At 41.3% G+C, this 24351-nt stretch carries 22 protein-coding genes and 1 tRNA gene; 2 read left to right on the forward strand and 21 right to left on the reverse strand.

Annotated elements, in window-relative coordinates:
* Positions 1-82 precede the first annotated feature (82 nt).
* From J2T13_RS05090 to nrdR, 3 genes are all read right to left on the reverse strand, one after another.
* Positions 83-158: transfer RNA gene (locus J2T13_RS05090), tRNA-Ala, on the reverse strand.
* Between the two features lie 205 nt (positions 159-363).
* Positions 364-1509, reverse strand: coding sequence for a copper amine oxidase N-terminal domain-containing protein (locus J2T13_RS05095; protein ID WP_429368960.1), 1146 nt, complete (start codon positions 1507-1509; stop codon positions 364-366).
* Between the two features lie 622 nt (positions 1510-2131).
* Positions 2132-2599 (reverse strand): transcriptional regulator NrdR, encoded by a 468-nt coding sequence (nrdR, locus tag J2T13_RS05100; protein WP_429368962.1) that lies wholly within the window; start codon positions 2597-2599, stop codon positions 2132-2134.
* 136 nt (positions 2600-2735) lie between these two features.
* Here nrdR and J2T13_RS05105 point away from each other — a divergent pair, with 136 nt between their 5' ends.
* Positions 2736-2951, forward strand: coding sequence for a small, acid-soluble spore protein, alpha/beta type (locus J2T13_RS05105; RefSeq protein ID WP_429368964.1), 216 nt, complete (start codon positions 2736-2738; stop codon positions 2949-2951).
* Between the two features lie 71 nt (positions 2952-3022).
* On the opposite strand, the gene J2T13_RS05110 is transcribed toward J2T13_RS05105, so the two are convergent.
* The 16 genes from J2T13_RS05110 to J2T13_RS05185 all read right to left on the reverse strand — a co-directional run bounded on the left by J2T13_RS05110 (position 3023) and on the right by J2T13_RS05185 (position 20845).
* On the reverse strand, positions 3023-3586 hold the full coding sequence (locus tag J2T13_RS05110) for a lytic transglycosylase domain-containing protein (protein WP_429368966.1): 564 nt from the start codon (positions 3584-3586) through the stop codon (positions 3023-3025).
* Complete coding sequence (coaE, locus tag J2T13_RS05115; RefSeq protein WP_429368968.1) at positions 3583-4179, reverse strand: dephospho-CoA kinase; 597 nt, start codon at positions 4177-4179, stop codon at positions 3583-3585. Before coaE ends, J2T13_RS05110 begins: the two co-directional genes overlap by 4 nt.
* A 9-nt stretch (positions 4180-4188) precedes the next feature.
* Positions 4189-4875, reverse strand: coding sequence for a sporulation membrane protein YtaF (ytaF, locus tag J2T13_RS05120; RefSeq protein WP_429368970.1), 687 nt, complete (start codon positions 4873-4875; stop codon positions 4189-4191).
* A gap of 133 nt (positions 4876-5008) precedes the next feature.
* Positions 5009-5839, reverse strand: a complete 831-nt coding sequence (gene mutM / locus J2T13_RS05125; RefSeq protein WP_429368972.1) for a DNA-formamidopyrimidine glycosylase — start codon at positions 5837-5839, stop codon at positions 5009-5011.
* Positions 5840-5890: 51 nt separating this feature from the next.
* Positions 5891-8554 (reverse strand): DNA polymerase I, encoded by a 2664-nt coding sequence (polA, locus tag J2T13_RS05130; protein ID WP_429368974.1) that lies wholly within the window; start codon positions 8552-8554, stop codon positions 5891-5893.
* Positions 8555-8702: 148 nt separating this feature from the next.
* Positions 8703-9362, reverse strand: a complete 660-nt coding sequence (phoU, locus tag J2T13_RS05135; protein WP_429368976.1) for a phosphate signaling complex protein PhoU — start codon at positions 9360-9362, stop codon at positions 8703-8705.
* An 88-nt stretch (positions 9363-9450) separates the two neighbouring features.
* The gene (gene pstB, locus J2T13_RS05140) at positions 9451-10206 is read right to left on the reverse strand and encodes a phosphate ABC transporter ATP-binding protein PstB (protein WP_429368978.1); all 756 of its coding nucleotides are present in this window, start codon (positions 10204-10206) and stop codon (positions 9451-9453) included.
* A 111-nt stretch (positions 10207-10317) separates the two neighbouring features.
* Positions 10318-11508, reverse strand: coding sequence for a methyl-accepting chemotaxis protein (locus J2T13_RS05145; protein WP_429368980.1), 1191 nt, complete (start codon positions 11506-11508; stop codon positions 10318-10320).
* Positions 11509-11874: 366 nt separating this feature from the next.
* Entirely contained in the window at positions 11875-12609 is a 735-nt protein-coding gene (locus tag J2T13_RS05150) for a response regulator transcription factor (RefSeq protein ID WP_429368982.1), read from the reverse strand.
* 121 nt (positions 12610-12730) lie between these two features.
* Complete coding sequence (gene pnpS / locus J2T13_RS05155) at positions 12731-14524, reverse strand: two-component system histidine kinase PnpS (protein ID WP_429368984.1); 1794 nt, start codon at positions 14522-14524, stop codon at positions 12731-12733.
* Between the two features lie 19 nt (positions 14525-14543).
* Positions 14544-15539: a bile acid:sodium symporter family protein gene (locus J2T13_RS05160; RefSeq protein ID WP_429368986.1), complete on the reverse strand. Its 996-nt coding sequence runs from the start codon at positions 15537-15539 to the stop codon at positions 14544-14546.
* 188 nt (positions 15540-15727) lie between these two features.
* Positions 15728-16597: an SDR family oxidoreductase gene (locus J2T13_RS05165; protein WP_429368988.1), complete on the reverse strand. Its 870-nt coding sequence runs from the start codon at positions 16595-16597 to the stop codon at positions 15728-15730.
* 254 nt (positions 16598-16851) lie between these two features.
* Complete coding sequence (locus tag J2T13_RS05170; RefSeq protein WP_429368990.1) at positions 16852-17277, reverse strand: hypothetical protein; 426 nt, start codon at positions 17275-17277, stop codon at positions 16852-16854.
* Between the two features lie 123 nt (positions 17278-17400).
* Complete coding sequence (mdh, locus tag J2T13_RS05175; RefSeq protein ID WP_429368992.1) at positions 17401-18342, reverse strand: malate dehydrogenase; 942 nt, start codon at positions 18340-18342, stop codon at positions 17401-17403.
* A 20-nt stretch (positions 18343-18362) separates the two neighbouring features.
* Complete coding sequence (icd, locus tag J2T13_RS05180) at positions 18363-19658, reverse strand: NADP-dependent isocitrate dehydrogenase (RefSeq protein WP_429368994.1); 1296 nt, start codon at positions 19656-19658, stop codon at positions 18363-18365.
* Between the two features lie 74 nt (positions 19659-19732).
* Positions 19733-20845, reverse strand: a complete 1113-nt coding sequence (locus J2T13_RS05185; RefSeq protein ID WP_429368996.1) for a citrate/2-methylcitrate synthase — start codon at positions 20843-20845, stop codon at positions 19733-19735.
* A gap of 293 nt (positions 20846-21138) precedes the next feature.
* On the opposite strand from J2T13_RS05185, the gene ytvI reads away from it, so the two are divergent.
* Positions 21139-22257, forward strand: a complete 1119-nt coding sequence (ytvI, locus tag J2T13_RS05190) for a sporulation integral membrane protein YtvI (protein ID WP_429368998.1) — start codon at positions 21139-21141, stop codon at positions 22255-22257.
* A gap of 19 nt (positions 22258-22276) precedes the next feature.
* On the opposite strand, the gene J2T13_RS05195 is transcribed toward ytvI, so the two are convergent.
* The gene (locus tag J2T13_RS05195; protein WP_429369000.1) at positions 22277-22672 is read right to left on the reverse strand and encodes an FxsA family protein; all 396 of its coding nucleotides are present in this window, start codon (positions 22670-22672) and stop codon (positions 22277-22279) included.
* A 230-nt stretch (positions 22673-22902) separates the two neighbouring features.
* Positions 22903-24318 (reverse strand): pyruvate kinase, encoded by a 1416-nt coding sequence (gene pyk, locus J2T13_RS05200; protein ID WP_429369002.1) that lies wholly within the window; start codon positions 24316-24318, stop codon positions 22903-22905.
* Between the last annotated feature and the right edge of the window lie 33 nt (positions 24319-24351).

The following is a 24351-nucleotide window of genomic DNA, read 5'->3' on the forward strand; positions in this document are numbered from 1 at the left end:
GAGTGACATACAGCCTCCACATGTCTTAATATAAACAAAATTCAAAATAAAAACGGCATCTCTGCCGTTATGTTTAAGGTGTTGGTGGAAAATAGGGGGATCGAACCCCTGACCTCATCGCTGCCAGCGATGCGCTCTCCCAGCTGAGCTAATTCCCCGTTTGATTACTCCGATATACGCACATTCAGCGTACAGTTGACGTTCTGTCAAGGTTTTCACTGATTCGTATGTAATCTACGACTCCTTCTTGCCCATGTATTATAGCATACAGAGCGCATCGCTGCAACTATTACCTGTGTGTATCTGCACGGAATTGCGACGCGATACACCTAAGAAAAAAGAGCACAGTCATGAGACATTAACTTATCTCCAGGTAGTTCCATCTGAAAACCTAACGGCAGTTATTTTCACAGATTTAACTTGGGTCGCTAAATCGTAGAAGTTTAAGGTCCAAGTATCTGTTTGGTAGCTGCCTGAGCCAATGCTATTGTCTTGTGATATACCTTCAAACAAATTACTTGTGCTTAACCAATTGTTAGCCCGTCTATCGAAATCATCATAGGTTCTAAGACTCATTTCGTAAGCTATAATGGTCTTACTCGTAAGGTTTTTAATGGTTAGGTTCACTTCTGGATTACCAATAGAATTATAGGTCACGGTTGCTTGTTCGACTTTTAATGGGATGTTTTTGTTGGCTATTAGCTCTTTCTTGAGATTCGCATTAAATGTATCAATTTGGGTTTGCACCAACTTTATGACTTGAGCCAAATACTCCTTGGAACGGTAATGTTCTCTGGCTTTTTCGTAACTGGTGCTTTTTATATCAGGCTCATCATAATGATCAATAAGTTTAATCGCACTACCTAAATAAATTCCACCCTCATGAGTTGATTGAGCGACAACATAGTCATTGTATTTTTTTGAGGTACCTGAATTAAAACCAATTATACTAGAAAAATAGTCATATTCATTTACCCTTTGGGTGCCTGGATTATAAAAAAAGTCCACGATTTTAACTTCGAGAAGGTCTTTTGTTTTATTAACTACGTACTTTCCGGATAGGGTGAGGGGCAAATTATTGTAATAAATACTGTTACCTTGTTTGTCAGAGATCGAAATTGTATTTCCGTTTGAAGTGATGTTGCTGCCTAAAGTTTCCGAAAGGAGTCGAAGAGGGGCCATTGTAGTGCCTTTAATAATTTGTACTGGCTCACTCAATATAAAGGAAATTCCATTAACGGTTGCTACCTTGCTGCCAGGTTGTAGGGTAATAACGATTCCTTCCTTTTTTGCAGTTATGATATTGTTCTTTGCTTCTACCGACAGACCTAGTTTTTTTAAAACAGGTGTGATTGGGACCAAAGTCGTTCCTTTAACTACGATAGGAGGCTGTGATAAAGATAGTTTTTCTCCTTCTACTGAAATTTGGATCTTGCTCTCAGCATTGGCGACGTTCAAGATGGGAAGCAGTAGTGTAAGGCATAGCAGAATCATAAGCTTTCTTGTCATATAAAGTCCCCTTTTTATAGAATATGCATAGCCATCATTCTACAAGTAATGTCAATACACTACAACTATAAAATCCTATAACTGTGAACGGTTATTTCCGGCGTAATATATGAAGCTTCCATAGGAACGGCAGTCCTCACACCACTAATAATGTGTTTTTTCTCATTAAGATTAGATGCCTAGCCTAAAGGAACAAATAATTTACAACAAAAAAACCACATGTAAAGGTGGTTTAAATAATTAAGTATGGTGGGTTCTGAGAGGTTTGAGCCCTCACCTCGACCTGATGATTAAGAGTCAACTGTTGTACTGAGACTAAGCTAAGAATCCATTATCGGAGGAATCTGGGGAGTCTGGGGACTTGGAACCTCGGGAACCTTGGGAACCTTGGGAACCTTGGGAACCTTGGGAACCTGGAGACCCTCAGCCCTGACCTAAATCACTGCCAGTGACGCCATCTTTCAGCGTTGCGCTCTCCCAGCTGAGCTAAGTTCCCGAGATAAATCAACGTTGCTTATACTCGAGCCAAGGTTCCATTACATTCAGCAACCCTCAATAATTCGCCAGAAATTCATTGTCATATCAAATTAATTGCATGTATTTCATAAATTTCGTGAACTTCTCATTCCTCGAATGTTCCTTTGGATAGAAGACCTTTCAGTTCCTTCATGAACATATTAATATCCTTGAACTGTCTGTATACAGAGGCAAAACGAACATATGCTACTTCATCGACAGGATGAAGTTCTAGCATCACGAGCTCACCTATTTGCTGGCTATCTACTTCGGCTACAGCGGTATTACGAAGCGCCTTCTCCACTTCAGATACAATCATATCAAGTTGCTCCACGGACACTGGGCGCTTCTCGCATGCACGGATTAACCCCCGTAGTATTTTGTCACGACTAAATTCTTCGCGGTTACCATTCTTCTTAATGACGATCAGTGGTGTTTCTTCCACTTTCTCGAATGTAGTGAATCTACGACTACATTGCTCACATTCGCGTCGGCGACGAATAGATTTGTTCTCATTCGCTGGACGTGAATCAAGCACTTTGGTACCCGCATAATCACAGTATGGGCATTTCATTAGGTGTTTCACTTCCTTTTCGTTGGATTTATCAAAATAATTACTTTTTTTCCATAAATTAAGTATATCTTATAGGTTATGAAGATTGTATTTATGACACATAATACTTTTACCAACAGCGAGGAGGTGAACGATAATGAGCACAAGCAACTCCAACAACTTAGTTGTAACCAAAGCTACTGCCGCACTAGAACAATTGAAGTACGAAATCGCTCAAGAACTAGGAATTAGCATTCCTCAAGACGGATATCAAGGTAATATGACTTCTTACGAGAATGGTTCCATCGGAGGTTATATCACTAAACGCTTAGTAACGATTGGTGAACAACAACTAGCTGGTCAATTTAAATAATCAATGTAGACTAACAAGCAAAGTGTTGGGTCAGGCTGAGAAGCCGCACCAACACTTTTTGTCATATTCAATTAGAATTCATCGTAAATATCGGTATATTTCTCATAATAATATAATACACGTTGTACATAATGCCTAGTCTCACCAATAGGAATTTCCTTAATCGTTTCTTCTTGACCATCCCACAGACCCTTGTCCATCCAACTTCGTACATTTCCTTGACCTGCATTATAGGCTGCAATAGCTAATGTCCTATTATTATCAAATTGCTTAGATAAGAAAGAAATGTACCAGGTACCCAGTTGAATATTAGGCCTCACTTCATGCTTGATACGATCCAAAGACACATCAGGAAGCTTGGCCATTTCCATAGCCCATTTAGCCGTATCTGGCATCAGTTGCATAATGCCAAGTGCACCCTTCTTCGACTCTTTACCTGGCTTAAAGTTAGACTCCGCTCGTATGATAGCGGCAATTAAGAATGGATCGACTTCATACATCTCAGCTTGTTCAATAATTTCTTCTTTATAAGAGATCGGATAGAACCAAGACATCCAATTCGTATTGAAAAAAAGGAGTATGACAAAGGACAGAAAAAGAAGTAACAAGACTCTCTTTTTACGTAACAGCCTCATACAAGACCTTTTCGAAGCCAGAATTCATCCACTTGTCGCTCTGTGTCCACTAAGCTGTGGCTATTATCAATGACCCAATCGGCCCTATTTCTCTTATCTTCAATATCCATTTGAGCCCCCAGACGCAGATCTGCTTGTCCAGAAACCAATTGATCCCGCTTCATGAGCCGTTCCTTCTGAAGGGCACGAGGGGTATAGACAACCATGACTTCATGAATTACAGACTCATACCCTGACTCATACAGTAGTGGAATATCTACCACAACCAGCCGATCTGGATCATTCTCTTCCAATGTCACCATTCTTGTTCTTATTTCTTGACGAATCGCTGGATGACTTATAGCATTTAGAGCCTTAAGTTCTTCAGGATCGCTAAATACGATGCTACCGAGCTTCTTCCGATCAAGTGTCCCGTCACTTTGTAGTATAACTTGTCCAAAATGTTCAGCCACTGCCGCCAATACGGGATGACCCGGGAGCATAACCTCCCGAGCAATAACATCCGCATCAACAAGCATAGCCCCTTTCTTGATCAGAAGTGAGGACACGGTACTCTTACCTGTGGCTATACCGCCGGTTAACCCGATATGCATGATTTCACCTCATAACAGCTTCATTATTCCCATAATAATTAACATTAACGCCGGCAATGCCGTGACATGACGTGTCCATGACTTCGTTGCGAAGCGGAATCCCGCTCTCATTCCCATGACTAGGAAGCTTCCACTGAACACAGCTATAACAGCAGCCGTCCATAGTGGGGAAAAACCCAAAAGAGCTGCTCCAAGTCCTGCCCCGAACGCATCAAGGGACAACGCAATACCTAACCACATCGCTTCAAAACCCGAAATACTTCCTGACTTATCCACATCTGCTGATGATGGCGTCCGCAATATTTGAATCACAAGTCCAAATTTACGAATTTCAAGAGAGAATACAGGTATTTCAATGACTTCCTCTGCTTGACGATGCACAATGTTATTCGGTTTCGCAGTATCAGCAACAACGCCTTTTTCTTTCTGCATCAGTAATTGCACTAGTGACCACGATCCCATGACAATCAAAATAATAGCACCTACGGCAGATGCTGCTGCTCCCGACACTACATGACTGAGAAGAACGCCCACCTGCATCGACAAGAAAATGATCACTCCAGAAAGCAGCGAAATGATGATAATCGAAAGCAGGGGTATTTTCATTTTCCTCAGACCATATGTAATACCTACGCCAAAACTGTCCAAACTAAGCGCGAAAGCCAATAACATCATTGAAACCATGTGACTGAGCACCCCGGTCCCCTCCCTGTCTCAAGCGGATCTCCCGGAACATTCGACTTTACCCGGTAATCATCCGCATCCAGTTGATATTCTTTCCGTTATTATATGGAAGAACAATCGAGGGGGTGCACATCCATCTATATATTTACTTGTACAGCTGGCACTTAGGGCAATAATGCGTTCCTCGCCCTCCTACAATCGTCTTCTCGATCATGGAACCACAATTCTCACAAGGTTGAGCCTGTCGTCCATACACCTGAAGTTGATGCTGGAACATGCCCATTTCTCCTTGTCCATTCACATAAGACTTAATAGAAGAACCGCCAGCTTCCACCGATTCCGATAGTGTGCTTACAATAGCATTGTGTAATCGTTCAAATTGCGAATCCGTCAAGGAATTTACGCTTTGTTCCGGGTGAATTCCCGCCTTGAATAACGCTTCATCCACATAGATATTCCCAATCCCAACCACATATGCTTGATTTAGCAGAACAGACTTTATCTTCGTCTTCTTACCTATTAGCACGGCTTTGAATTGTTCTAGCGTGAAGGACTCCTCCAATGGTTCAAGTCCAAGCTTGGACAAAGGGGGGAGTTGAAATTCCTCACCTGGATTGAACAGATGCATCGTTCCGAATTGACGTACGTCCTTATAACGTAATTCTGTACCATCATTGAAATGAAAGATAACATGCGTATGTTTAGCTACAGGGTCCGAACTCGTAAAGAGACCATATCGTCCTTCCATTCGTAAATGGGAGATCAGTATCAGACCATCCATTATGATCCGTAGGAACTTCCCACGTCGCTCTACTTCGACAATGGTATGTCCTGCAAGCATAATTTCAAATTGCTTTATATCATCAGGACGCTGAATAATTCGCGCCAAGTGTACCGTTACATGATCAATCTTTTTACCTTTGATTAACTGATTCAAGGTTCTTCTAACCGTTTCTACTTCCGGTAATTCCGGCATGCTGTCATCACCTCTTGACCATTATAACGGAATATGAAGCATTTAGGGTGTTTATTTGGCTTCATACCAGTTCATTCCATAACTAACTTCCGACTTCAACGGCACAATAAGTTTCAAGGCTTGGCCCATGATTTCTGGTACCAATGATTTCATCAACTCTAGCTCATCTGCAGGCACTTCAAAGACTAATTCATCGTGTACTTGAAGTAGCATGCGGCTTTTCAATTTCCGGTCTGAGAGTGCCTGATCCATGTGTACCATAGCTAACTTAATAATATCAGCCGCTGTTCCTTGAATAGGCGTATTCATCGCTGTCCGTTCTGCAAAAGAACGAATATTGAAGTTACTAGCATTAATCTCTGGTAAATAACGTCGTCTACCCAATAACGTTGTGACATAACCGTCATTTTTGGCTACTTTTACGATATCACCCATATATTTACGTACACCTTGGAACACCTCGAAATACTGTTCAATAAATTTCGCAGCGTCCTTGCGAGGAATATTGAGGTTCTGTGATAGACCATAATCACTGATTCCATAAACAATACCGAAATTAACCGCTTTGGCGGAGCGACGCATGTCGGCTCCTACCTCTTCAGCTGTGACTCCAAACACATCCATTGCCGTCTTCGTATGAATATCCATGTCATGGATAAATGCATCTTTCAAACCTTCATCATCCGAAATATGAGCTAATACACGCAGTTCAATCTGTGAATAATCGGCCGCTAGAATGGACCAGCCAGGTTCAGAGGGTACGAAGACTTTACGTATTTTGCGTCCTTCTTCAAGTCTAATTGGAATGTTCTGAAGATTCGGAAATTGACTGCTAAGTCTACCGGTTGCAGCAATGGTCTGCCGATAATACGTATGCACTTTACCGGTCTTCGGAGATATCTCCTTCAGAAGACCTTCTACATAAGTAGACTGTAACTTCGCAATCGTACGATAATTCAATATAAGTTGAACAATATCATGGTAAGGAGCTAACTTCTCCAATACTTCCGCATCCGTGGAATACCCTGTTTTTGTCTTCTTAATGACAGGTAAACCTAACTTCACGAACAGAATCTCTCCAAGCTGCTTAGGCGAATTAAGATTAAATTCTACCCCTGCGATTCTATAAACTTGTTCCGTAAGTTCGCTGATTCGTTCTTCAAACTCCTTACCTAACTGTTGTAATTCTTCAGCGTGGACTGCAATGCCTTGCTTCTCCATATCTGCCAAGATACGTGATAACGGCATCTCCAGATCATGAAACAATGAACTCATCTCATTCTCACTTAGAGCTTGTTCCTGCTTCGGAATAATGTTAAGTAACGTAGCCACTTTGCTTGCTATATGTTTGCTTAGAATGTCCGTATCCGGTACTTTGTATTTCGCACCCTTACCAAACACATCCTCGTCAGCGACCATGGATGACAGACCATATTTCGCTGCTAAGTCACTTACCGTCTGGTTAGCCTCCGTTGGATCCAGTATATATGCTGCAAGCTGGATATCGAAGGAAGCCCCTGCAAAAGGTACGCCATGCCAATGTAATGCAAGATCCATCCGATGTAGATCATATCCTCGCTTCGGCGCATTAGCATCTTGTAACCAGTTCATGATTGGCTCCGCTTGACTCGATTTCACAAGCTCAAAGGGAATATAATAATGTCGATCCTCTGTAGACAATGCAATCCCTATAACCTCCGCACGATGCGGATTATCACCACGAGTCTCTACATGTAATACCTGAACCTCTGGTAACCGTTCAAGTATCTCATTCATATTACTTACCGTAATGACTGTAACGTCAACATCTATCGCTGGTTGGGCATCCGCACCCTCTTCCCCCTCAGCATGACCAGCGGAGAAAGATAAACGTTCAAGCAATGATTTAAATTCTAATTTGGCCAACGCTGGACCTGCCGACTCTTCCTTGAGGCCTGTAAATGCCATTTCATCCAGTGATTCATCCAGCGGTACTTCACGGAAAATCGTAGCCAGTTTCTTGCTGAGCGTCGCATCATCCGCATGTATCTCCATTTTCTCTTTCATTTTTCCCTTTAACTCATGTGTATTCGCAAGGACTTCCTCAACTGTTCCGTATTGATGTAACAACTTAAGGGCGGTCTTCTCTCCAACACCCGGAACGCCAGGAATATTATCTGACGGATCACCCATTAATCCCTTTAAATCGATAATTTGATGAGGCTGTAAACCATACCGTTCTTGAATGCTCTCAGGTGTGTAGAGTTCAATATCTGTTACTCCTTTACGAGTAAGCCCTACCTGAACGTTCTCAGATGCTAGCTGGAACATGTCCTTGTCGCCTGAGATGACCACCACCTGCCGTCCTGCCTTATCTGCTTCTAGAGAAAGCGTACCGATAATATCATCAGCTTCATATCCAGGAAGTTCAAACTGTGCGATACCCAATCCACGTAATAGTTCCTTAAGCAAAGGGAATTGTTCAGATAGTTCAGGTGGTGTCTTTTGACGTCCCCCTTTGTATTCCTCATAATCGCTATGTCGAAAAGTAACTTTCCCTGCATCAAAAGCGACCATCATGTGCGTCGGTTTATAGTCTTCAATGAGCCGTAAAAGCATGTTTGTAAATCCATACACAGCATTCGTATGTAGTCCCTTTGTATTGGTAAGGGGTGGCATTGCAAAAAATGCACGATAAATAATACTATTTCCATCAATAAGAATTAACTTGTCCATAAAGCACCTTCCCTTTTTAAGAACATCCTTATTTCATGATAACATACGACTATGCAAATAGAGAAAAATCCATCTATTTTCAGTCAAAAAAGAGACTGTCCTAGGGTCTTGTTAGACCTTTGGCACAGCCTCTGGGTGTCATTCTTCACTACTGGTTCAAATCTGGACGATGGCCTGTGACAAGATAGACCACACTTTCTCCAATATTGGTTGCATGATCACCGATCCGTTCAATATATCGACCCACTAATGTAAGTAACATAATCTGTGAGATGGAATCTGGGTGGTCTATCATAATTCCATACAACTCCGTAATCATCTGACTGTAGAGATGATCTACTTGATCATCATCCTGTGCCATTTTGTAAGCAAGATCTGTATTCTCGTCTAAATATGAAGTAATAGCCTCTACAGTCATCACTTTCACAAGCTCAGCCATATGTGGGATGTCAATGAGTGGTTTAATTAATTGCTGTCCTTGTAAACGCATCGTAACTTTAGCTACATCAAGAGCTAAATCCCCCATACGCTCCAAGTCACTAGCAATTCTGAAGGATACCAAGATTCTTCTTAAATCTTTCGCAACGGGCTGCTGAGTCACAATCAAACGTGAACCAATTTCCATAATCTGTTCTTCCATAGCATTCAATTTAGCGTCATCTTTCACGATTTGTTGAGCTTTGACTGTATCCAACGTATTCAACGCTGTCACAGCACCTTCTAAGGCAGCAATCACATGCTCCCCCATATTTTGCAGAAGTGTGCGAAGCTCTCCTAAGTTATGATCTAGCTCTTTTCTCTGTATCATGTGGATAATAATCTCCCTTCTCGTTATATCTGTTCTTACTATATATACATTCTAGTCCTGAATTCATTCTTTTAGTTGCTACATCATCTTATCCAAAACGACCTGAGATATAGTCTTCCGTCCGTGAGTCTACAGGATTCGTGAAAAGAACCTTTGTATCGTTAGATTCCACCACTTCTCCATTAAGAAAAAATACAGTTCGTCCTGAGACACGAGCAGCTTGGTGCATATTATGCGTAACCATTACGATGGTGTAATCCTCCTTCAGTTCTTGAACTAACTCTTCAATCTTAAGTGTAGAGATAGGGTCAAGTGCAGAGGTTGCTTCATCCATAAGGAGAATATCCGGTTGCACCGCTAATGCCCGAGCAATACATAGTCGCTGCTGTTGTCCCCCAGAGAGGCTTAAAGCTGATCTTTTTAAATAATCTTTAACTTCATCCCACAGAACCGCCTGACGTAAACTTTGCTCTACAAGTTCATCCAGTTCCGCCTTCTGCCGGACACCATGCAGTCTAGGGCCGTATGCTACATTATCATATATAGACTTTGGGAAAGGATTAGGCTGTTGAAATACCATACCCACTTGCTTACGTAGCGCTTCAACATGAACATCATCCCCATATATTTCTTTGCCACTGATCTTCACAGAACCTACAATTTGCGTTCCATTAATCATATCGTTCATACGGTTCAACGTACGTAGCAAAGTGGATTTACCACAACCAGAGGGGCCGATAAATGATGTTATCGTTTTTTCTGGAATATCAAGATCTATATCCTTTAAAGCGTGGTAAGCTTCGTAGAATAGATTTAATTGCTTAATGTGGATAATAGGTTCCATTTGCGGTTCGTGTCTCCTTATTCATTACGTTATATTTATATCCTTCATTTTAAAGCTCATATGTAAATGCTGTGCCCCTGAATTGTAAACTGTGTGTAAAATATAGCGCGACTACTTCTCCATACAATCATTACCAAGCTCTTTTCGTACATTCGCAGCTTGCTTGGCTGTTGCTTCAGCCAGTTGATGAACCACTTCCCCAGCATACTCAACGGATAAAGCCACCTGCTCCATTTCTCCAAAAATTCGGCTTCCCTCGCTTACATCCATCGCACTTTCTTGTATTTGTAACATACCTATTGTGGTCGACTCGCTGGTTTCGATTGCGATACTTCTAATGTTATTTAATAAACTTGAAATATCTTCAGCTAGATGGCGCGTATGCTGTGCAAGAACTCTAACCTCACTCGCGACAACCTGAAATCCTCGTCCATACTCACCTGCATGCGCTGCTTCAATCGTAGCATTCAATGCTAGAAGACCACTTCTACCCGCTACCTCGGCTATGTCTTGGGTTAATTTAGATATTACACCTACATCCTGCAGTAGTTTACTCACCTGATATTGCCTAGAAGTAAGACTTTCTACAACACTGTTATAGGATTGCTGCACTTCTTCTAACTTAGTCTTCCCCGTTAACGACCATTCTTTCATATTTCTACACTCTATAATCGTTCTATTTGCAGCATCAGCTACTTGAAGAAGAGAAGCTTCTATATTTTCTACATGACCATAGTTGTCTTTGACTGTTAACTTGCGACTTTCCTCTGCTTCGAATTTCAAGCGCCCTGAGACCATCATTAAATCTTGAACCGTTAACACACCTTTAAATTGACCCTGATCCACTAAAATCACACAGTCATAAAAATGTTTCTCGGGTCGGTTCAACGCTTGCTCGATAAGCTGACTTGCTGATTCACGAATATCCATCACTAGTGCCTCGTAGTTAGCAAATGCATGAATGTGCCTCATCTCATATAGATCAGCTGCAAATCGTCCCATCAACCTACGGTTAAAAGCGTCCCTCATTACGAGTGCCTTAGGCCTGTTATCCTCATCTATTATAACTAGACAGGGGTACTCTGGGCGATCGCGTAGTATATTCATCACATTACGACAAGTAGTCTCCGAATTCACCGTTGCTACAGCTCGGGAATAGGTATCAATAGCTACAGAAGACATCACAGGTTGTTCGATTTCATTTTTATTCTCTGTAATGATCTGAATATCCTTCCTATGCTCTGTATCTAATTTATCTTTCTTAGCAGTCTTCCGTACCTCTTCTACTAGTAAGAGTGTCATGACGATCTCCCCCAGGGTATCATTGTAAAATACATTAGTGTTAAAAGATCGCTATGATCTTCATAATCCATTAACTAAATGAGGTTGTTCAAAAAGTCATCTTTTGATCACGAAGCATTTCAAGTGGCCTAATCGACGTCGAAGATTGAATTCAGCCGGTCCTTCCGGTGCTCACGTAGGTACTGCCTACGCTCCGCTCCTCACTCCCTTGCTTCATCCAATCTTCTCGGTGCTGAAAAGTCGACTTTTTGAACACGCATTAAATGAAATATATCAGATCATGATTATCGGAATGTTAAAGCGCATGAATTGTAATGTAAAGATTTCAAAGATTTCAAAGATTTCAAGAAAAGAAGCTCTCATCATTTACGTCAAATGATGAGAGCTTCTTTTCTTATTAACAACTAACTTGTACCCCACACCCCTAATGGAGTCAATGTGTACCGATTCTGGATCTAGCTCAAGTTTTTTACGGAGTGAACTGACGTGCACATCCACTGTCCTTTGTCCGCCAATATAATCAAATCCCCATACTTCATTCATTAAATCATCTCTTGTAAGAACTACGCCCGGCTTACGCGCTAAATATAGCAATACTTCGAATTCCTTTGGGCGCAAATTGATACTCAATCCTCCCAACATGACTTCATATTTCTCGGGAAATATTTCAAGTTGGCCCAAAGAGATCATAGATGAGGTTGAATCAGCTGCATTCTTCTCATCTTCAATCCGTCCAGAGACTCGCCGCATCACTGCACTAACTCTAGCTAAGAGCTCCGAAACGCCGAAGGGCTTCGTAATATAATCATCTGCTCCTGATTTAAGACCCTGAACAACTTCTTCCTCAGCATTCCTAGCTGTCAAAATGATGATAGGTGTAACAACACCTTGTCCTCTTAGTTTGTTCAGTATTTCAAACCCATTCATTCCAGGCAACATAAGATCCAACAATATCAGGTCAAATGACTCCTGTGATGCCCGCTCATAACCTACCAACCCATGGTCTTCCATCGTCACTTCATAGCCCTCTTGAGATAAATTATATGATAGTAATCTGGCTAATGTAGGCTCATCCTCAATTACCAATAATCGCTGTGACATGCGGTACCCCCATTTAAAATAAACTTAGTTAATCCTAACATCCACATCATATCACCACAATGTTAACAGAGTGTAAATTCTAATAATAAATGTTATCTTTCCTTTACGCGTCATCCGCATCTTATTCCGAGTCTTGCAGCATGGGCAATTCTACTCTGAAGGAAGAACCAATATTAAGCTCACTTTCTACGGATAATGAACCCTGATGTAAATCGACAAGATGCTTCACAATAGATAAGCCTAATCCTGTCCCCCCTGAAATTCGTGAACGAGCCTTATCTACCCGATAGAATCGTTCGAATATACGTGGTAAATCTTTTTTGGGAATCCCCATGCCTGTATCGGTAACGGTAAAAGAAATCGTCTCCTCTTCTTCAGACCGTTCATGGTGTTCCACAACCACCTTAACTCTACCTCCATCTTGGGTATAATTAATAGCGTTAGCTAAAAGGTTCATCAATATTTGCCGTAATTTATCTTCATCTGCTTCCATATACAATTCTTCAGGTACTTCCGCTTGTAGACTAATCCTTTTTTTCTCGGCAACAGCTTCCATCATCTCTAACATTGAAGCGACAAATGAAGAGAGATGAACAGGTGAGAACGAAAGTGGAATTCGTTTAGATTCAATTTTAGATAATTCTAGAATATCACCAATTAATCGATTCAATCTTTCGCTTTCATCATATATGATTTGTAAAAAGGATCTCGCCGTCTTCTCATCTTTCACGCCGCCAGCGAGTAATGTCTCAGAGAACCCCTTCACAGCTGCTACAGGTGTCTTTAACTCATGCGACACATTAGCAACAAATTCACTACGCATATTCTCTAATCGCCGTATGGCAGTCACATCCTGAAATAGGAATAACATGCCCTTATATGGACCATCCCCTGCATTCATCGGAACACCATCCAAACGTATGATTTTCTCATCCGGATTATATAAGGTGCGTTCTTCATGAATAGGCTCACGATGGCTGACCCCTGCTTTAAAAATCTTCGACAATTCGTAATGCTGCTTCATCTCCAAATACGATTTACCTAGCAGCTGTGAACTTCTAATACCGAGCGTCTTCTCGGCAAATGGGTTTACCATGGCAATGTTATCTTTATCATCAATCATCACGATACCGCCGGTCATGTTATCCAATACACTTTGTAGTAAATCCTCATTATCTTGAATAATCTTCAATTGTGTCTGGAGACTATCCGCCATAATATTGATTGCATGAGATAATTGCCCTACTTCATCATGCCTTTCCACTTTAACGCGAGCTGTATAATCCAGATGAGAGAAGCGTCTGGCGACCTTGGTTATTTTTTCGAGTGGAGAGGTAAGGCTGCCCGCCACACGGTAACTAACTATGGCTGCTACTGCGAATAATACGATTAGCCATACGGCTACAAGCGTCCAGGCACGTCTCATGCCCTCATCCACGGATTTCAAACTTACAGACAATCGAATATACCCATCATATAGATTACCCGATTTAACAGGTGCAGCTACATATAACATGTCTTGTCCTAGTGTAGAGCTGTATCTAATTGAGTATCCAATATTCTTCTTATCTGCTGATTGAATCTCTTTTCGTCCTTTATGATTATCCATTTGATCCGCATTACTCTCAGAATCACCAATGACATCACCATTGTGATCAATAAACGTTACCCTAGAGTTCGTTTGATCACCAATTTTCCGAGCCTCAGTTGAATAATATTGTACAGCTTCCTCCCCCACGATAGAGTGGAACTCAAATGTGCTACTCAGAAGCATAATTTCCCTGTACATATTATCTTCAAGCACTTCGATATGAGAATCTTTAAATACTTTACCCATCACTATACCGGCTCCAAGTATGGTTACTCCAATCATAATCATCAGAATAAACGTTAGCCTAGAACGAAAGGGTCTCATGTTATCATTCTCCCTTAGCTTAATTATTCGTTTCAATCGTCTTAACTGTCGGTTGTGAAACCGAATGCGATGGAACCCATTTCTTTACACAGGCATGAAAAAGAGTGGCTAACGGCTGTTGAACCATAATGCCTAGCACGACTGGAACAGATGCCTTGGGAGAAAAATAAGTCATCGCAATGACCATACCCAGTGATATATTACGCATGCCAGAAGCATAAGATAGGGTTATTTTTATTTCTCTAGAAGGCTTACGTAATAGGTTCGATCCATAGAAGCCTAGAATGTAACTTAATCCAACCACAAGCACAACGGAAGGGATCACAAGCACCATATCATGCTTTAACTGTGTCACGTGAGGGGCAATAGCAGCAGCATTCAACATAACAACCGCAGTGAATCCAAGTTTGGACAAAGGAATGGCTATAGGAGCCGTCTTCTCCTTAAGCTTACCACGAGATATTTCATATAACGTAACGCCAACCACGGTGGGAAGAACAACAATGACTAGCAGATCTTTCATTAACTTCACGCTGTCAAATGTAATCTGTGTGCCAAAGAAAGCTTCGATAAGTCCTGGAACCACTAACAAACTTAATGCAGAATCCAGCACTACCATGGCTAACATGAGAGGAACATGTCCATGGGATAGTCCCACCCATAACACAGAGGAAACGCCGAGCGGAATAATCGTAAACAGGACTAAGCCTACCGTGTAATCCGAGTGAGCTCCGAATGATAGCCAACCTATCCCATAAGCTAACAATGGGGCAACCCCATGACTTAATATAATGGTTAATATCATAGGTGCCGGTCGTTTCACCACCCATTTCAGATGCTCAATCCCACAGCCAAGAGCCATAACGAACGTGACATAACCAAATATATAAGGAGACCACGAAACGAAGGGCATTAGCCAATGACTTAATATAAATCCAATAATAAGCGATGCTGGAATAATGAGAAACATATATTTTTCGTAGCCCTTACTAAAAGACAACCCCCAACTTCTCACGAACTTCATCATCCTTTCTCATGCTGTTTATGTATTCATCATCATTTCTTCTACTGTAGTATAATAGCACATCATTAATCGAGTCACTTGTACAGCATTGTATTATTCCGATTCAAAATAGACCCTAACCATACTTCATGGTCAGGGTCTCTATTGGGTTAATCCTGAGTTATTCTACTCTGTAAATACTATCCGTTCACAACTTCCCCGCCATTCACATGCATAACTTGTCCACTAACATAAGAAGAATCATCAGATGCTAAATAGACATAAGCCGGTGCTAATTCCTCGGGTTGTCCAGGACGCTTCATAGGCTGCGTTGATCCGAATTCACTCACCTTTTGCTCATCAAATGTAGATGGAATGAGCGGCGTCCAGATTGGACCCGGAGCTACGGCGTTCACACGAATACCTTTTTCGATAACATTCATTGAAAGAGCCCGTGTGAAGCTTACGATAGCTCCCTTCGTTGAGGAGTAGTCGATGAGTGTAGGATTGCCTTTGTATGCTGTAATTGAAGCCGTATTAATAATTGTACTGCCCTTCTTCAGATGCGGCATCGCAGCCTTAGTTAGAAAGAACATACTAAATATATTAGTACGGAATGTGCGCTCTAATTGTTCCTTACTAATATCTTCAATACGACCTTGAGGATGTTGTTCGGCTGCATTATTCACCAACGTATCTAGTTGGCCTAATTCTTCAATCGTTTGCTTTATAGACGATTTACAGAAATCTTCATCTCCAATATCACCTGCTATTAATAAGCATTTGCGACCTTCCTGTTCGACTTGACGCTTCGTTTCCTTCGCATCGTCATGCTCATTTAGATACATGATTGCTAGATCTGCGCCTTCCTTGGCAAAAGCAACCGCTACCGCTCGGCCAATGCCGCTATCTCCGCCTGTAATTAAAGCGACTTTACCTTTTAGCTTACTTGCAGCCTTATACTCTTTGTCCTCATACTGCGGACGTGGATTCATCTTACTCTCAATTCCGGGCTGCTCATTCTGATGCTGCGGAGGTAAGGTCTTCTTCGTAGGTTGGTTGGCTGGCATGTTTCAATCTCCTTTCATATGCATACTAATTTAGGATGGCATAAGTGAGGTTTAATATACTTACCAACTCAAATTCCATAGATGACTAATCCAGCCTTATTTCCTATATATCAGGAAATTGGGCATAAAAAAAAGACCGTCCTAAGATCTTATAGACCGACTAGGACTGTCCTTTAATTCCCCAATAGAGGTTGCTCAAAAAATCGAGTTTTTGTACTCACACTTATACTATAATCCAAATTCCAAATAATGTACTAAATGACTTGGTTAAATACCATGAAATATACCATAGCTAGCATACACACTGCGACGATAGTACTCATAGTACGTAGTTTACCTGTTTCTACTGCAATGCTTTTATTTTGCTTAATCCCTGCAATAGCTGACTTTAACGGTTTGCTCATCATGCCACTTACAGCAAATAGAGCAACTAATAATACGAATACAACAATCATCCATACAACCGTGTAATTACCCTTAGATATCATATAACCGCCCGAAATGAACTGCACCAATAGTCCAATTTGAGCAATCACATTCAAGCTACGAATTGCGACAGCGCTTCCTTCTTGAGCAGGCAACGACAACTTAGAGATTTTCGCAACTACGAATGGTAATAGCAAATAGAAACCTACTGATAGTGCCCCCAAAATATGTACGAAATACATCACTGAATCCATATTTACGCCTCCTTATTTCTTTTATGTGATATCAATCACTTCTTATTATACTAAACTAATAAATAAAAGAAAAGAAACCTTCTCAGTCTAAAAATCGACCGAGAGGGTTTCACTACTTTAACTCTATGCACTTAGCACTTTAATGACATTCCGTACGGAGTCAGCAGATTTATCCAAGGCTGCTTTCTCAGATGATGTTAATTCTAATTCAAAGATTTTCTCGATACCATTACCGCCCAGAATACTCGGTACACCCATAAATAGGTTATCGTATCCATACTCTCCTTCAAGTAGAGCAATAACCGGTATAATTCGTTTCTTATCCTTCAATACCGCTTCTGTCATTTGTACGAGCGAAGCAGCTGGAGCATAATATGCGCTTCCGTTTCCTAGAAGATTGACGATTTCCCCGCCACCCACACGCGTTCGTTGAACAATGGCTTCGATACGTTCTGCACTAATTAGTGTGTCAATTGGAATCCCTCCAACACTGGAATAGCGTACAAGAGGTACCATATCATCCCCGTGACCCCCAAGAACAAAACCACGTACATCTTCTACAGAAACATTAAGTTCTTGTGCAATGAACGTACAATAACGAGCCGTATCTAGCACACCGGATTGTCCGATAACGCGATTCTTAGGAAATCCTAACGCTTGATAAGCTACATAAGTCATAGCATCAACGGGATTACTCAGAATAATCACAATGGAGTTCGGTGCATAGGTCTTGATGTTCTCACAGACTGACTTCACGATTCCAGCATTAATATTGACTAGGTCGTCCCGGCTCATGCCTGGCTTACGAGCAACACCCGCTGTAATAATAACGACATCAGAATCAGCGGCATCCTCATAATTGGAAGTCCCTGTGATCTGACTGTCAAATCCCTGTACAGGACTCGCTTCCATCAGATCCAGTGCCTTACCTTTAGTTGGATTCTCAAGTGCAGGAATATCAATGAGTACAACATCGCCTAATTCCTTCTGTGCTAACATTAGTGCTGTCGTTGCACCGGTGAATCCGGCACCTACTACTGAAATCTTATTCCGTTTCAAACCCATGAGTCATTTAGCCCCCTAGATTACATATTGTTAATGACTTCGTTTGCGAACTCCGAACACTTCACTTCTGTTGCGCCTTCCATTTGACGGGCGAAGTCATAAGTAACTGTCTTCTTGTTAATCGATGTTTCCATTCCTTTATAGATAAGGTCAGCAGCTTCTTGCCATCCCAAATGTTCAAGTAACATAACTCCGGATAGAATAACAGAACCTGGATTCACAAGGTCTTTATCCGCATATTTCGGTGCAGTACCATGCGTAGCTTCAAAAATGGCATGCCCTGTTACATAGTTGATATTTGCTCCTGGAGCGATACCAATACCACCAATTTGTGCTGCTAGTGCGTCGGATAAGTAATCTCCGTTCAAGTTAAGTGTAGCAATAACGTCGAAGTCCGTAGGACGTGTAAGCACTTGTTGTAAAGCGATATCTGCAATCGCATCTTTCACGATGATCTTGCCCGCTTCTTCTGCTTCCTTCTGAGCCGCATTAGCTACCGCTTCGCCGTCTTTTTCCTTAATGATGTCATATTGAGCCCAAGTGAATACTTTATCGCCAAACTCTTGTTCAGCCACTTCATATCCCCAGTTCTTAAATGCACCTTCGGTAAACTTCATGATGTTACCTTTGTGTACTAGTGTAACTGTTTTGCGGTTATGCTCGATTGCATATTCAATTGCTGCGCGTACAAGACGCTTAGATCCTTCTTTAGATACTGGCTTGATCCCAATACCAGATGTTTCCGGGAAGCGAATTTTGTTTACTCCCATTTCATCTTGTAGGAACTTAATCACTTTCTTAACTTCTTCCGAACCTTCTTGATACTCTATACCTGCATAAATATCCTCCGTATTCTCACGGAAAATAACCATATCCACAAGTTCAGGGCGTTTCACTGGAGACGGAACACCTTTGAAATAACGTACAGGACGTAGACATACATACAAGTCTAGCTCTTGGCGCAACGCCACGTTCAAGGAGCGTATTCCCCCACCAATAGGTGTTGTTAGAGGTCCTTTAATCGCTACGATATATTCACGGATTGCTTCAAGTGTATCATTCGGTAGCCATTCTCCATAATTATTAAATGCCTTTTCACCAGCAAAAACCTCATACCAAGCAATCTTCTTAGAACCACCATAGGCTTTATCTACAGCTGCATCCAGAACGCGCTTGGAAGCTTTCCAGATGTCACGGCCTGTGCCGTCACCTTCGATAAATGGAATGATCGGGAAATTAGGAACTTTCAGTACCCCATCTTGAATTTCAATCTTGTCTCCCTCAGTAGGAAGTTCGTACTTTTCAAGTTTAAACATATTAAATAAATTCCTCCTTAAAAGTTTTATTTATCATTGCAAGACATGCCTGCTCTTGTCATTCTATCTTAAATTTAACGTAACTCCATAGGAATATATTTTTGGTCTGACAAACCTACGTATTCTGCACGTGGACGAATAATACGATTATCTACCCATTGTTCCAAGATATGTGCGGTCCATCCGGATACACGACTAATAGCAAATATCGGTGTAAACAGCTCACGCTCGATACCTAACTGAGTGTACACAGACGCGGAATAGAAATCAACGTTAGGTCTCAATCCCTTTTGGTTCGTTATCATTTCATCGATCTTTATAGACATGTTATATAGATTCATATTTTCTTTCATTTCACCAAGCTCACGCGACATTTGCTGAAGATGCTTAGCACGTGGATCTCCGTTTTTGTATACACGATGACCAAATCCCATAATCTTCTCGCGATTGTCTAACTTTTGTTGAATATAGCTCTCAACCTGATCAACGGTTCCGATCTCTTCAAGCATCTTCATAACGGCTTCATTAGCTCCACCGTGTAGAGGTCCTTTGAGTGCTCCAAGAGCCGATGTAACACCCGAATAAATATCAGAGAGTGTAGCTACAGTAACACGTCCAGCAAAGGTAGAAGCATTAAGCTCATGATCGGCATGTAATACTAGCGCTTGATCTAAAGCCTTTATCGAAGTCTCATCTGGTAGCTCGTCTCTAAGCATGTAGAGGAAGTTCTCCGCAATGGTTAACCCCTTCTTAGGAGCTACGGGTTCCTTACCTTGGCGAATACGAGAAAGTGCAGCAATAATCGTTGGCAATTGCGCTTGCAATTTAATAGCCTTCTTCTCATTGGCTTCACGGCTCATATCGTCTGCTTCTTCGTCATACAAGGCAAGTGCAGATACAGCTGAGCGAAGCGCTGCCATTGTATTTGCATCTTTAGGGTATAACTTTATTTGTTCAATAAGGTGCTGAGGAATCGGAGCATAGGTATCCAGATCCTGCTGTAATTTCTGTAATTCAGCAGCGCTAGGCAATTTACCGAACCACAATAAATAAGCTACTTCTTCAAAGCTCGCATGTTCCGCAAGGTCATCTATATCTATGCCTCGGTATGTAAGAACACCATCCACAATTGAACTAATGGAAGAAGTTGCGGCTACAATGCCTTCCAATCCTTTGGTAGCTGTCATCGTACATCTCTCCTTTTGTAAAAACGGAATTTAAACGAGGACTCAATAACCATGAAAACATTTACATTTTAATATATTAAAATTGCTGCCAAACGATGGAACCTCTAATTATCATACTGGATTTTGTCTGATATGTGAACATTGAAGTCGCCTTTTATCGCATTAAATTGTTTTATCGTTACTATAAATATTTTTTTGTAACCCTTTTCAATAGAATAGATTGAACAATAAATTTGTATTTTTACATTCATTTTAATTTGTTATATAATTCCAATTAAAAAGGAGGGTGATTCGTGGACAAAGTGATGACCAAACGGATTTTAAGAGGGATATGGGTATGTGTAGCTGCTGTTAGTTTAGGATTCGCCATTTACTGGCTTCTCCCTCTGTTATACCCCTTCGTGATCGCTTGGTTTATCGCTTATCTCATCCATCCGTTGGTGAGCTTTATCCACCGCAGAATAAAACTTCCACGATGGCTAGCTGTCATCATCTCTATATTCATTACCTTTGGAGGGGCTATCCTCATTTTATCTGCAGCAGTGACACGAATAGTTAAAGAATTAATCGGATTAAGCCAGACCTTTGATTTACACACCGATACATGGCGGGACTTTTTTACCTCATGGACAGATAACGCCCATATTCAGGGTATCATAGAGCAAATTAATAATTTCTACACCGACAATCCCAACTATCAGAACGCTATCAATACTAACATTAGTAAAACGACACAAACGGTTGGTACAGCAGTAACAGACTTTATCACAGGATTTTTTAATATAGTGCTTGGATTCATCTCAGCTTTACCATCTATGGGAACTATTCTGGTCATCATCCTTCTCGCCACCTTTTTTCTCAGCAAAAACTGGGATCAACATAATGCGAGACTCATTGGTTTAGTACCGCCGAGAGTACGCAAACCGATTAGCGAGATTTGGAGTGATCTCAAAAAAGCATTTCATGGATACATTCGGGCACAGCTTATTCTCATTTCGATCACCGCTGTAACTGTGATGACCGGACTCCTTATTCTCAGGGTTCCCTCAGCATTTACCATTGGCCTCATGATCGGTCTGGTCGATTTATTACCGTATCTAGGTGTAGGTATTGTATTAGTTCCTTGGGCCATTTACACGCTTCTGAGCGGAAATATGATTCTAGGTATCGGATTATCTATTCTTTATCTAGTCATAATGGTTGTTCGACAGATTATGGAGCCCAAAGTTCTAGCAAGCAGCGTAGGTCTGGATCCTTTGGCAACACTTATTGGCATGTTCGTCGGACTTAAGTTATTCGGGGTATTGGGCCTATTAATAGGCCCTGTGATTATCATAATTATCAATGCTTTCAATAGTGCCAATGTGTTTAGAGATCTTCGTAATTATATTGTTGGGGGAAGATTACGATAACGTGAAAGTAAATGAACTCTTACAGTCTCCGGTGAATTGTCATCTTACCACTATCCATTTTTTTCTTGATCCATTTCAGAACGATAAAGCGATACAACGGCCGAGTAAGTGGGAATACCATCGTAAATCCGATGATATCAGTCACAAACCCAGGTAACACTAACAAGAGCCCTCCTATAAAAACACACAATCCATCTACCGCATTTCTACCCGGGATTTGACCCGAATTCATCTGAGCCCTAGAATTTTCAAGTACCTTACGGCCTTCAAAACGCATCATCACAACTCCGATTGCTGAGGTCATAATCGTCAACAATAGTGTGTTAGTTCCTCCAATTCTATCTGCAACCCAGTTGATTCCAAATATTTCAACCGCTGGGATCATAATGATGGCTAATACGATCCATTTCAACATGAGGATTCCTCCCTTACTTAAGTCCGTATAACAAATCATAACGTTTCCAGAGGTAATTTTCCACTCGGCTCATCGAAGGCACCCTATCATGTCGAAAAAGCTCATTTGAAAGACGCCCCATACAGTCTGTAGATAGCACATATACGTTTTAGAATTCAAAAAAAAGTAGCCCCCATTGGGCTACTTTTTTACATATCTAACTGTATTTCAACAGTAAATTTAAGTTTATCCTAGACTACGCTGATTTTGACAAGGTTCGTGGAACCTGAACGACCAAGCGGAACACCAGCTGTAATGACAACTAGATCGCCTTCTTTAACAAGACCGGAATCAAGGCCACCCTTAAGAGCATAGTCAAACATTTCATCCGTTGTAGAAGCTAGCAAACCTTTAACTGGAGTAACTCCCCATGTAAGAGCCAAACGACGCATTGTACGGTCTTCTGTCGTTACAGCAATAATAGGCGCTTCAGGACGATATTTCGATACAACACGAGCCGTATGGCCTGTCTCTGTTGAAGAGATAATCGCCTTAGCGTGCAAGTCTAATGCTGAAATAGCAACAGATTGGCTGATTGCTTCCGTGATTGTTGTTTCTTGAGCAGTACTTTGTTTCAAGAAAAGATCACGGTAGTTAAGTGCAGATTCTGCTTTCTCAGCAATGCGGGACATTGTCAATACAGATTCAACCGGATATTTACCAGCAGCTGTTTCACCAGACAACATGATAGCGTCAGTTCCATCAAAAATAGCATTGGCTACGTCACTCGCTTCAGCGCGAGTAGGACGTGGGTTGCGTTGCATGGAATCCAACATTTGGGTAGCCGTGATAACAGGCTTTCCTGCACGGTTGGATTTTTGAATCATGCTCTTCTGTACCAAAGGTACTTCTTCAGCTGGAATTTCAACCCCTAGATCTCCACGTGCAACCATTAAACCGTCAGAAGCTTCTAGAATTTCATCTAGATTATCGACACCTTGTTGGTTCTCAATCTTAGAAATAATATGAATGTGACCTGCATTGTGACGGTTCAACAATTCGCGAATTTCAAGAACGTCAGAAGCTTTACGAACGAAAGAAGCCGCAATAAAATCGATGTCTTGTTCGATACCAAAAATGATATCATTAGCATCTTTCTCTGTAATACCTGGCAGAGAAATGTTAACACCGGGTACGTTAACGCCTTTTTTGCTCTTAATCGTACCTCCATTGACAATACGGCATTTAATTTCAGTTCCCTGAACTTCTACAACTGTCAGACCAATCAAACCGTCATCGATAAGAATAGTTGAACCTGCTTGTACATCTCCTGGAAGTTCAGAATAAGTAATCGAAAGACGATCTTTGTCTCCCAAAATTTCTTCCGTTGTCAGGGTGATGTATTCATCCTGTACCAGTTCAATCGGCTCTACTGCAAGCTTACCTGTACGAATTTCTGGGCCTTTAGTATCAAGCAGGATGGCAACAGTCTTGCCTAGTTCCTTACATGCTTGACGAATGACTTTGATACGATTTCCGTGTTCTTCAAAGTCACCATGAGAAAAGTTCAGGCGAGCTACATTCATGCCAGCTAGAATCAATTTTTTGGTGTTTTCTAATGACTCACTAGCAGGACCGATAGTACATACAATTTTAGTTTTGCGCATTAAGGATTTTCCTCCGTTTTTGTGTTATCTCTC

The organism is Paenibacillus sp. DS2015, from assembly GCF_050433705.1.
In the GTDB taxonomy this organism is placed as follows: domain Bacteria; phylum Bacillota; class Bacilli; order Paenibacillales; family Paenibacillaceae; genus Paenibacillus_AQ.

Coding starts and splice junctions, on each gene's coding strand:
- J2T13_RS05095 (WP_429368960.1), bottom strand. CDS start 1,509: ATGACAAGAAAGCTTATGATTCTGCTATGCCTTACACTACTGCTTCCC.
- nrdR (WP_429368962.1), bottom strand. CDS start 2,599: ATGAAATGCCCATACTGTGATTATGCGGGTACCAAAGTGCTTGATTCA.
- J2T13_RS05105 (WP_429368964.1), top strand. CDS start 2,736: ATGAGCACAAGCAACTCCAACAACTTAGTTGTAACCAAAGCTACTGCC.
- J2T13_RS05110 (WP_429368966.1), bottom strand. CDS start 3,586: ATGAGGCTGTTACGTAAAAAGAGAGTCTTGTTACTTCTTTTTCTGTCC.
- coaE (WP_429368968.1), bottom strand. CDS start 4,179: ATGCATATCGGGTTAACCGGCGGTATAGCCACAGGTAAGAGTACCGTG.
- mutM (WP_429368972.1), bottom strand. CDS start 5,839: ATGCCGGAATTACCGGAAGTAGAAACGGTTAGAAGAACCTTGAATCAG.
- polA (WP_429368974.1), bottom strand. CDS start 8,554: ATGGACAAGTTAATTCTTATTGATGGAAATAGTATTATTTATCGTGCA.
- phoU (WP_429368976.1), bottom strand. CDS start 9,362: ATGATACAGAGAAAAGAGCTAGATCATAACTTAGGAGAGCTTCGCACA.
- pstB (WP_429368978.1), bottom strand. CDS start 10,206: ATGGAACCTATTATCCACATTAAGCAATTAAATCTATTCTACGAAGCT.
- J2T13_RS05145 (WP_429368980.1), bottom strand. CDS start 11,508: ATGACACTCTTACTAGTAGAAGAGGTACGGAAGACTGCTAAGAAAGAT.
- J2T13_RS05150 (WP_429368982.1), bottom strand. CDS start 12,609: ATGTCACAGCGATTATTGGTAATTGAGGATGAGCCTACATTAGCCAGA.
- pnpS (WP_429368984.1), bottom strand. CDS start 14,524: ATGAGACCCTTTCGTTCTAGGCTAACGTTTATTCTGATGATTATGATT.
- J2T13_RS05165 (WP_429368988.1), bottom strand. CDS start 16,597: ATGCCAGCCAACCAACCTACGAAGAAGACCTTACCTCCGCAGCATCAG.
- J2T13_RS05170 (WP_429368990.1), bottom strand. CDS start 17,277: ATGGATTCAGTGATGTATTTCGTACATATTTTGGGGGCACTATCAGTA.
- mdh (WP_429368992.1), bottom strand. CDS start 18,342: ATGGGTTTGAAACGGAATAAGATTTCAGTAGTAGGTGCCGGATTCACC.
- icd (WP_429368994.1), bottom strand. CDS start 19,658: ATGTTTAAACTTGAAAAGTACGAACTTCCTACTGAGGGAGACAAGATT.
- J2T13_RS05185 (WP_429368996.1), bottom strand. CDS start 20,845: ATGACAGCTACCAAAGGATTGGAAGGCATTGTAGCCGCAACTTCTTCC.
- J2T13_RS05195 (WP_429369000.1), bottom strand. CDS start 22,672: ATGTTGAAATGGATCGTATTAGCCATCATTATGATCCCAGCGGTTGAA.
- pyk (WP_429369002.1), bottom strand. CDS start 24,318: ATGCGCAAAACTAAAATTGTATGTACTATCGGTCCTGCTAGTGAGTCA.